Genomic DNA, 10,355 nt, shown 5'->3' on the forward strand with positions numbered 1-10,355 from the left:
TGAGAGAAGATTGTGACGGAAGCGCATCGAAGGGCGGGAAGACCCACAGATAATATCGACGCAAGGGAAAAACTGATTTTCCACGCGCGCGAACTCTTCACCATTATGGCTTATGACAAGGTCTCTACTCGCCTAGTCGCGCAGAAAGCAGGCGTGAACGTGGCGATGATTCGTTACTACTTTGGCAACAAAGAAGGCTTGTTCGAGACCATGTTGCGCGAAACACTGTCACCGATGCAAAAGCAGATGCAGACGTTGGTATCCAACAGTAACGAGCAAAACTTTCTCGATCTAATGCGCACCTACTACCGCGAAATGATCAAGGTACCACAGTTCCCACGCTTAGTTGCCCAAGTTATGAATATGCCCCCATCGGAAACCCAACGCAAACTGCTCGAAAAAGTCTTCGCAGATATCAGTAAGCCAATGCAAGGCGTGATCTTTGATAAGTTGATCGACAGTGGCGTTTTACGAAAAGACGCCGACCCTCAACTTTGTCGCGTCTCTTACATCAGCTTGATGGTATTTCCTTTTATGGCACCACCAGCACTGCTCGCCATTCATGGCATTGAACTTTCTGAAGCCTTCTTGAACCGATTATTCGAACACAACATACAACTGATGAAACATGGATTTTTAGACTCGGGCGACCAATATGAAGATAAATAAAAAGCTGCTGTTCTTTCCTGCTCTTGCGGTGGGGGTCGTCATTCTGTTTTTGGCGATTAGCCTCAAACCAGATTTGCCCGTAAAACCCGCTGGAGATCGTGCACGGTTGGTCGAGACGATTCCACTTGAGCTCAAAGCCATTGCTCCAGTAGCCATAGGGTTTGGCAAGATCGCCCCAAAAGTGGAATGGAAAGCGATAGCCGAAGTGACGGGTAAAGTGGTCTACCGCCATCCGCAGCTGGAAAAAGGACAAGTGTTGCAAGCAGGGACAGAAATCTTGCGAATCGACCCACTCGATTACGAACTGAAACTGGTTCAAGCTCAAGCCGATCTCAAATCTGCTCAAACCTCTCTGGCTAAGCTGAACCAAGAAGAAGCGAATCTCAAAAGCACACTCAAGATAGAAGCCAACCGTCTGGTTATCGCCAACAAAGAGTTAGACCGTAAACAAAACCTACGTAAGAAAGGCTTAACCTCGCAATCGGATGTAGATCAGCAAGAGCAAAGCGCGCTCTCTCAACGTAAGTTAGTACTGGATATTGAAAATCAAATTGGTTTGATGCCGGATGAGAAACGAGTCGCGGAAGCCCTAGTTAAAGTTAATGCATCAAAAGTGGATGAGGCCGAACGCTCGCTTGATAAAACCATCATCACGCTTCCTTACGATTTGCGTATTGCTGACGTAGAAATTGAGAAAAAGCAAGTGGTTAACCTCCAACAAACCATGGTGACAGGACATGGTATTGATGTCATGGAAGTGGAAGCTCAACTGTCCATTCATGACATGCAAACTTTGGCGGCGAGCATCGGTGAGTTTGTTCGTGATGAATCTGGTATTCCACAACCTGATATGAATGCGATTCATGCCAACATTGAACTCAGCAGCGGTAACCTCTCTGCAAGCTGGCCTGCGAAAGTTGCACGCATCAGTGAAACGGTTGATCCAAGCCAAGCGACTGCCGGTGTGATTCTGGAAATTGAACAAGACTACCGTGCATTAAACCCAACGTCTGCGCCTCCATTGGTGAACGGCATGTTTGTGCGTGCCTTGATTGAGGGACAAGAGAACCCGAGTTGGGTCATCCCAGAGCGTGCGCTTCATGGCGATAAGATTTACCTGATGGGAGATGACAACCGTCTGCAAGTCGTGACGGTTGAAGTGTTATATCGCCGCAATAACCAAGTGGTGATCGATGGTGAACTAGAGCAAGGTCAGAAGCTGATCATCAACGATTTGCTGCCTGCGATTAACGGCATGCTATTGAAAGAGTCACCTGAACAGTCAGAAACGGCTATTGAGGAGTCTGATTCATGATCCGATTCTTCGCCAAGCATCCAACAGCAGCCAACTTGCTGATGCTAACGCTGCTGATATTGGGGATTTCTTCACTTTCCACGATTAAGCGTGAAACTTTTCCTGAGTTTGATCCGCCCTACATCCTAGCTGGTGTGGTTTACCCCGGCGCTTCCCCTCAAGAGGTAGAAGAGAGCATCTGTATCCGAATGGAAGATGCTGTCGATGGCCTTGCCAACATTAAAGAAACTCAGTGTGAAGCGATTGAAGGTTCTGCGCGTCTTATCTTAAAACTGAATGAAGAAGCCGACATTGGGCGCATGTTGGTTGATGTTCAAACCCAGATCAACTCGATAAACGACTTCCCACAAGAGATTGAATCTCCTGTGGTCCAAGAGCTCGATTGGAACGAGCCAGTTGTGGATGTCGCGATCACCGCAGATACCACATGGCCAGAGCTAAAAGCGTATGCCGAACAGCTTAAACGCACGTTAAAAATCGATTACGATGTCTCTTTGGTTGAAGTTGCTGGCTTCTCTGACCACCAATACCGAGTAGAGTTAGACACTCAAGCTATCCGACAACTTGGTTTGAGTGTTGGTGATATTGCGGACCAGATTGGTCGTCAAAACGTCAAGTTGCCAAGTGGTAATGTCGAAACGCCAGATAAGAACTTTCTGATCCGCTTTGATGAACGACGTGTGACGCCGGAAGAGCTTGAGACTATTGTCATGGGCTCTGGTCCAAATGGATCAATCATCCGTCTAAGAGACATTGCGACGATTACCGACCGATTTGAATTAGATGAACAGAAAGTCCTCTTTGATGGTCACCCTTCTGCCCTATTAAAAGTCAGTAAAAACAAAGAAGACGATGCACTGCGCATCAAAGAACGTGTTGCTCAATTTGTCGAAGAACAACAAGCCATCGCGCCAGACGGTGTGATGCTACAAATGACCAATGACCTTTCATCTGTGCTTTGGGATCGCCTGACCATGATGGTCAAAAACGGTTGGCAAGGTATCATTCTGGTTTTCGCCACCATGTGGTTGTTCTTTAGTTTTCGCTACTCTTTTTGGGTCGCAGCTGGTTTGCCCGTAGCCTTCTTAGGTGGCTTATTTTTGATGGCGCAACTTGACCTGTCCATCAACATCATGTCTTTGGTCGGGTTACTCATGGCCATCGGTATCATGATGGATGATGCCATCGTTATTGCCGAATCGATTGCCGCTCACCTCGACCGAGGAGAAGAGATCGATGATGCCGTGATAAAAGGAGTGAAAAAGGTACTGCCAGGGGTAATTTCTTCCTTCCTAACTACGGTGTGTATTTTTGGTAGCTTGTTATTCCTGCAAGGTGAAATGGGTGCGGTACTTAAAGCAGTTCCTCAAGTTCTGATCCTCGTTTTGAGTTTGAGTTTGGTGGAAGCCTTCTTGATCCTACCTAACCACCTTTCTCATTCGCTACATAAACAAAAGCAAGAGCGAAAAACACCGAAGTTCAAACAAAAGCTGCTCGCTTCTTTTGAAAACTTCCGCAACACCACCTTGGTCAACGCAGTAGATAAAGTGGTCGAGTATCGCTATGCCTTTATGGGTGGCGTGGTTGCCTTGCTTCTTATCTCCGCGGCCACGTTAGTAGGTGGTTTACTCAAGTTCCAACCCTTCCCTGAGTTGGATGGCGACATTGCAGAAGCGCGTATTATTCTTCCTCCGGGTTCTTCTCTGTCTCAAACGGAAGCTGTCGTCGATAAGATCGTCGCTTCCGCTCAAAAGCTAGATAAAGAATGGACAGAGAAAGTGGAAGACGGCAATCCATTGGTTCTACACATCACCAGTCAATTCAACGCTAACGCCGACGCGAATGAATCTGGCCCTCACATTGCCACGGTACGTCTGGATTTGCTGGGTGCAGAGAGTCGTAACACACTCATCGATGAATTTATCGATGCATGGCGTGAAGACATTGGTGAACTTGCCGATCCTATCTCGCTGGTATTTAAACAACCGACCATGGGGCCGGGTGGACGAGCGATTGAAATTCGAGCGAAGCATGATGAACTGGATGCGCTCAAAGCCGCCTCTATCGACATTCAACAATACTTAAATGAGTTTGACGGTGTCCATGGCGTGTTGGATGACATGCGTATGGGTAAAGAAGAAGTCTTGGTTAAACTTCGTCCTGGGGCGGAAGCTTATGGTATTAACGGTCAGCTCATTGCCAATCAATTGCGTGCAGCTTTCTTTGGCCAAACCGCAGACGAAATCCAAGTTGGGGTGGAAAACATTTCCATCGAAGTTCGCCTCGATAAAGCGCAAGCTGGTGACTTACAGCAATTGGCAAACTTCCCAATAATCTTGTCCGATGGTAGTCAAATCCCACTCGCGACCATTGCAACTTTGGATTTCCAGCGTAATTACGTAAGAATCCAGCGCATTGATGGCTTGCGCACTGTAAGCGTATTCGGCGATATCGACAATACGAAAGCCAACTCAACCGCCATTATTCGTCAGTTCCAACAGGATGAAGCACCAAAGCTTATGCAAAAGTATCCTGGTCTTCGCTTTGATTTTGAAGGTGAAGCCAAAGATACCGCTGAAACTGGCGCATCAATGGGTAAAGGCTTCTTGCTTGGTTTGTTTGGCGTGTTTGCGATTCTGAGTTACCAATTCCGCAGTTATTTGGAACCATTCGTCGTCATGCTTGCGATTCCCCTCGCCTTTATTGGCGTGGTATGGGGACACATCCTACTCGGTCACTCATTAAGTATGCCAAGTATGATGGGCTTCGTCTCATTAGCAGGGATTGTGGTGAATGACTCGATTCTGTTAGTTCAGTACATACGCCATCATGTGGATGAAGGGGATAATGTGCATGACTCGGTAGTCAAAGCCAGTCGAGAACGCTTTAGAGCAGTATTCCTAACATCAATGACCACTGCAGCAGGTTTGCTTCCGTTGCTGACTGAAACCAGTTTGCAAGCACAGGTTATCCAACCACTGGTTATATCCATCGTGTTTGGTATTTTCGCATCCACTCTGCTGGTGTTGTTTATGATCCCTGCCGCGTATGCCATTTTAGCTGACTTCGGCCTAGTCCATAAACACGAAGAAATCTAAAACGACTGATAAGTACATTTATCAAAATGAACAAGAGCGGCTTAGCTCGCTTTTTGTTCAATACCAATACGTTAAAAAAACACACAATCACTTAACAAACAGAGGGTTATTGTGTCTCATTAAGTGTGAATATGAACAGTTAAGGATTAAGTATGTTGAGTTTTATATAACCAGATCAAATAACCAACACAAGATTTATAATATATCTTATTGTCAAAAACGGCATTTCACAGAGTAAAAATACACGTAGGCAACACATTCACAATTTAAACTCACGATAATGAAAACATTGATTGAAGAATTAACATTTTAACAATGATTACAACAATGTTAACTTTAGCCTCGTTGGTCGCGCTGGTGGTAAGCCTCTCACCAAGCCTATTGTCAGTTTTATATGGACGTTCGACCACCTCCAAAATGAATAGACACCCAATTTGGTGCCCTTTTTTCGCCCGTGAAAGCATTCTTCGCGGGCTTTTTTCTTCCCACTGAAATGGGCTTAATCTGCGTTAGTTTCTTTGCTCAATCTCTCTGTTTTTCCAGCCGTATACGATTCGATTACCGGAGACAAGTCCAGTAATTCCAATACTTTTTTTTCAAAAGTTTCATCAGCACTTCTCACCCAATCTAAAAACTTCTGCTTAGCAAACATCGATTCGTACTTATACCAAAACTCGATGCTCAGGTAGAATTCATTTTTTATGGGTAAATTGTATACTCTTCGTAATTCACTCTTATACTTAAGATTACCTTCTGAGTATTTTGAGTATTTGTTTTTTCCAACTTCAACTAGCTCACACTTTATTGGTGGATAACCACTTAAGAAACCTCTAATTAAATATTCTTCTTTTTCTCTTTTTCGGTCTTCACTTTCTGGAATTTCTCCCCATTGTTTATTCGCACGCTTAGTCAATTCTTTCATCAAGTCTGTATGATACCCCCTCATAGAGCCTTCACTTTGCTCCGGAGCATGATAAAAATCATAATATTCTCTCTCTAAAAATGAGGACAATTGACTAATATTATCAATATCTTCTCCAGTAGATTTAACCCGTAGCCTAATATATAATCCACCTTGTTTGTTAATAGGAAGCAAAGGGTTTAATATTTTCTTCTGAAACAAAAAATATACCGTAGCTAACTTTACAAACCTTTCATGCCTCTCTACTTTTGATTCAACATCGAACTGTTCTAAATTAACAAGGTCCTGGTATACATGTCCTTCATATATGTTGTTCGGACATTCAAATGACAGCACTAAGTCATCTATCTGGAACGCATTATGTAATAAATTAGAGAAATCCGGCTTTCCTCTAAAACCATCTTTACACATTTTAATAAAACTCATATGTCTATCTCTTACTTTTTAAATATTTATCAACATCTTTTAAACGTTTACTAGCCATATTATTACCAGACATCATTAGCTGTCGTCGATAAGATTCAACTCCAAAATAGGGTAATGTATGCGGACTTTCAGTTACCTCTCCATTCATTACCAGCCCCAAGAACTTACAACAGCGAACAAGACTACTTGTCGATAACGGGGTTTGTCTCGCTGCAATATTTGGCACTATATCAAAAGGGTTAGTTCTGGTTTTTATGTAATTAACTTTCAAGCCAAGCTGCTGTGCATTTTTCCCTATCTTCGTTGTATTTGCTCCCCCTGCATGCACAACGATTTGTTGATTCAATAATCTTAAGCTCGGGTTCTTTTTTCTAACATACTCAAGAGCAGAGTTAAAAATAATGGCACCTTGGCTATGCACTGTCCATTTTACTTGCTTACCCTGCTCTGCACATTGTTTCATCACTGCTGCAAGGTGTTGAGCATTGTGCGAAGTAAAACGAGTTTTGTCATAAACACATTCAATGAGATCTAACTTTGCATGATCTGAAGGGTTGTGAAATAAAGTATATTCGGTCGGTTTGTCTTCTTTATAAGCTACCTGCGTATGCACTCCCATCAGTGTCGCAGCTTTCTGATAGCCATTTAGCATTCCATTTACCGAAGCATGAAGTGTGTTAACTTGATGTGTAGAACTTGCCTTAGCGTGATCCCACTCAGCCAAAAGCAACTCCGCTTCCTCGTGACTTTGTGTTCCATCGTATTCACCTCCTCTACCCTCTATTTTTTTTACATGGTACATCTGGGTTCTTTGTTCAGGATGTCTTGCGATATCCTTGCCATGTAATCTTTCATCAAAAGCAATATCATGAATTACAACTTTCCCGTCTCTAAGGATACAAGTTAATAAATAATGATAATTTTTGAAGGGATACCTAGTTCGAAATATTCGAAGCAATGGATTGCGTTTGTGTCTAACTACAGACGGTGTGCTTGGATTAGATGAGAGAAAATACATTTCTTTGACAACTTGCTTCTGATCATATTCATTCAGAGACGCAAGCATGATGAGGGATTGTCTTGATAAGTATAGTTTTTTATTGCTAAAGAGTGCAGCTGAAAGTCTCACTCTTCCATGTAAGAATTGTTCAACCTCATTAACCGACTTATTATTTAGCCCAATGTAATCAAAAGCCTCTTTCCTTTCAATAAATTCCCAAGTCATTACTAATCCCTCTTCAAATAAAAGTGAGCCACATACTAAGGTATTATGAAGGTCAAAAAGGAGATCGGATCTTTTCAAAATTTTAAATATCTAACATCACCTCCACTTTACTGAAATCTACACTTTTAAAAGTTACATCCGCTCCATCCAGCAATAGCTCATCAAACACGCCAACTATTGATAATAGGCTTGAGGATCTGATCTCCACCCATGAAATGAGAAACAAAAAAGCCAGCCTTAAAAGGCTGGCAAGTAGAGCAACAAGGTCAGTGCTTACTGCTAACTAACACCGAACTCGTATTGGATTCATTTTCGTCTGTTAGTCTCTTTTATCGGCGTTTATGACTTGCTTGCTTTCTCTTTGTGGCACGTTACCTTTACTAACTGTTCTTGCTCATCTTTAATGTTTTTCACGATACGCTCATCACGTGCGTGAATGGCATCCATGTTCATTTGCTGAATGTCTGCTATAGCTTCATGTTTCATTTCAGAAAAGTCCTGACGTAAATCTGAGCTCCACTCCTCTTTGTCTAAAGTGTTAGCAGCAGCGATTGGTGATGACATTACAGCAATAAGACTTAGAGTAGATAGAAATACGCTTTTCATAATAAGCTCCTTGAGGATTAGCAGTTAATTTTAATTACAATTTATATATTGCACATACGATGCCAACTTTTATTTTGTTATTTTTCAACAACTTAAACAAACCCTCATGTTCAACGTTATCTTCGTATGGTAAATTTCGCTAACCAAGTGTCAAATCAACCATACGAATTTAAAACATTAGAAACATACACATTAGAAATACTTTGTCAGGCAGTTTTCTCATCAGATAATTACGTAACTGCCCACTAAAAAATCGCTTTGAATCAAAATGCGGAAACAAAAAAGCAGCCCGAAGGCTGCTCCTAATCGTTAATACCAAGCTTGTTAACTCGATACGCTTGCTTCAACGCTCGACGTCACTGGCGACTTTCTGAAACGATTAATCAAACGATGGATAAACCTCTTAATCGATCTGAAAATATTTTTAATATCTTCAAGCATTAAATACAAACAAGGCACCAACACTAAAGTCAGAACCGTTGCGTACAACACCGCAAAGCCCAAAGCGACAGCCATCGGTATGACAAAACGCGCCTGCAAACTCGTTTCAAACATTATCGGCAATACACCCGCAAACGTCGTTATTGAGGTGAGCGTGATAGCTCGAAAACGAGCACAACCCGCCTCAACAACCGCTTGTTTGATGTTCATACCCTTTTCTCTCACTTGGTTTACGTAATCTGTCATAACCAGAGAGTCGTTAATAACCACGCCAGCAGCGGCGATCAAACCAAATGTCGACATCATACTGATGTCTAAACCTAGCCAGAAATGGCCCCAAATCGCCCCCGTCAGACTAAACGGAATGACGGACATTACAATCAAAGGTTGGGTATAACTTTTTAACGGTACAGCTAACAAGATGTAGACGATGATCATGCCTGCAATAAAGAACAAAATCTGTTCATTACGCTGCGCAGCCTGCTCTTCAATATCACCGCCCAATTCTGTTTTCACAGTTGGGAAGGCTTGCTTCATGTCCGGTAAGATATTGTCGTCAATGACCTTAACGATTTCTTGAGGTTCAACCAATTCTTCGTCTATGGAACCATAGACATAAACGGTTTGATACCCGCCTTCACGTCGAATGCTACTCACGCCCGGCTGCTCATTGATCTTCACCACATCACCCAACATGACCTTCTTACCTGCTGGTGTGGTAATCACAGCGTAACGCAATGATGAGAATGCTTCACGCGTCAATTGCGGGTAACGCACCATAACTTTAATTTCTTCACCATCACGAATAATGCGCTGTGCTTCGCCACCATAAAAGCTGCCACCAACTTGCTCTGCGATCATGGTGAGATCCAGACCGAGATCGTACGCTACAGGCGCAAGAGACAGGAGTACTTCTTTGCTTCCAGAATCAATAGAAGATGAAATATCATATAACCCTTCTTCCTGCTGTAAACGCTCTATCAAGTAACGCCCAGCCTTGTTGAGCTCATTGATGTTAGAACCAAACAACAAGTAACCAAACTCATCTCTGTCACCACCACCCGCACTCTGCTCGCGGATTTTGATGCTCTTCATACCTGGAATAACAGGCATAGCTTCACGCCAACGTCGAGCCAGTTCAAATGTATTGAACGGGCGTAACTCTTCATCAACCAAAGGTACTAATACACGACCTTCGGTGCGGCTTCTGTTGTACGACAGCACATCACGAATCATTCCTTGACCATGTTCCGCAATGGTCTCAGATTCGATCTTTTGCATGATACGTTCAATAGTCTTGAGTGCACTGATTGTCTGCTCACTTGAAACGGTATCATTCATTTCAATAGTGATCGCAGGATAGTCGGTCGGCACTTTAGGGTTAGGGATCACCCGAACATAATTCGCGTTGATCAAAGCCGCGCTGATCAGCAGTAAACCACAGAACACCGCAAACACTGTCCAGCGCCAATGGGTGCATGTTGTTACAAAGTTACGATATGGACCATTTACAAAACCAAAAAAACGTTGGTTAAATCGGTCACGCCAGCCACCTGGTTTAACTGGCTTAAAATGAGTATGCGCAAGGTGTGCAGGAAGGATCAGCTTCGATTCAATCAAACTGAAGATCAAACAAAGAATCACGACCCCCGC

At 43.2% G+C, this 10,355-nt stretch carries 7 protein-coding genes; 3 read left to right on the forward strand and 4 right to left on the reverse strand.

Annotated elements, in window-relative coordinates; translation table 11 throughout:
• The first annotated feature begins 12 nt into the window (after positions 1-12).
• From R7041_RS12285 to R7041_RS12295, 3 genes are read left to right on the forward strand one after another with little or no spacing between them, the layout of a single operon-like run.
• Positions 13-669 (forward strand): TetR/AcrR family transcriptional regulator, encoded by a 657-nt coding sequence (locus tag R7041_RS12285; protein ID WP_021707693.1) that lies wholly within the window; start codon positions 13-15, stop codon positions 667-669.
• Entirely contained in the window at positions 656-1,984 is a 1,329-nt protein-coding gene (locus R7041_RS12290) for an efflux RND transporter periplasmic adaptor subunit (RefSeq protein WP_042523281.1), read from the forward strand. The genes R7041_RS12285 and R7041_RS12290 overlap by 14 nt, the downstream gene beginning before the upstream one ends.
• Complete coding sequence (locus tag R7041_RS12295; RefSeq protein ID WP_206949437.1) at positions 1,981-5,082, forward strand: efflux RND transporter permease subunit; 3,102 nt, start codon at positions 1,981-1,983, stop codon at positions 5,080-5,082. Before R7041_RS12290 ends, R7041_RS12295 begins: the two co-directional genes overlap by 4 nt.
• A 499-nt stretch (positions 5,083-5,581) precedes the next feature.
• Here the strand turns inward: R7041_RS12295 and R7041_RS12300 are convergent, their stop codons facing one another.
• From R7041_RS12300 to R7041_RS12315, 4 genes are all read right to left on the reverse strand, one after another.
• Positions 5,582-6,430, reverse strand: coding sequence for a hypothetical protein (locus R7041_RS12300; RefSeq protein ID WP_064369407.1), 849 nt, complete (start codon positions 6,428-6,430; stop codon positions 5,582-5,584).
• A 4-nt stretch (positions 6,431-6,434) separates the two neighbouring features.
• Positions 6,435-7,655: a hypothetical protein gene (locus R7041_RS12305; protein WP_064369408.1), complete on the reverse strand. Its 1,221-nt coding sequence runs from the start codon at positions 7,653-7,655 to the stop codon at positions 6,435-6,437.
• A gap of 339 nt (positions 7,656-7,994) precedes the next feature.
• Positions 7,995-8,261, reverse strand: coding sequence for a hypothetical protein (locus R7041_RS12310; RefSeq protein ID WP_005373876.1), 267 nt, complete (start codon positions 8,259-8,261; stop codon positions 7,995-7,997).
• Between the two features lie 324 nt (positions 8,262-8,585).
• Positions 8,586-10,355 (reverse strand): efflux RND transporter permease subunit (locus tag R7041_RS12315; RefSeq protein WP_318128638.1); only part of this gene is annotated, 1,770 nt, incomplete at its 5' end.

Source organism: Vibrio sp. 1751 (assembly GCF_033339895.1).
Taxonomy (GTDB): domain Bacteria; phylum Pseudomonadota; class Gammaproteobacteria; order Enterobacterales; family Vibrionaceae; genus Vibrio; species Vibrio alginolyticus.

Coding starts and splice junctions, on each gene's coding strand:
- R7041_RS12290 (WP_042523281.1), top strand. CDS start 656: ATGAAGATAAATAAAAAGCTGCTGTTCTTTCCTGCTCTTGCGGTGGGG.
- R7041_RS12295 (WP_206949437.1), top strand. CDS start 1,981: ATGATCCGATTCTTCGCCAAGCATCCAACAGCAGCCAACTTGCTGATG.
- R7041_RS12300 (WP_064369407.1), bottom strand. CDS start 6,430: ATGAGTTTTATTAAAATGTGTAAAGATGGTTTTAGAGGAAAGCCGGAT.
- R7041_RS12305 (WP_064369408.1), bottom strand. CDS start 7,655: ATGACTTGGGAATTTATTGAAAGGAAAGAGGCTTTTGATTACATTGGG.
- R7041_RS12310 (WP_005373876.1), bottom strand. CDS start 8,261: ATGAAAAGCGTATTTCTATCTACTCTAAGTCTTATTGCTGTAATGTCA.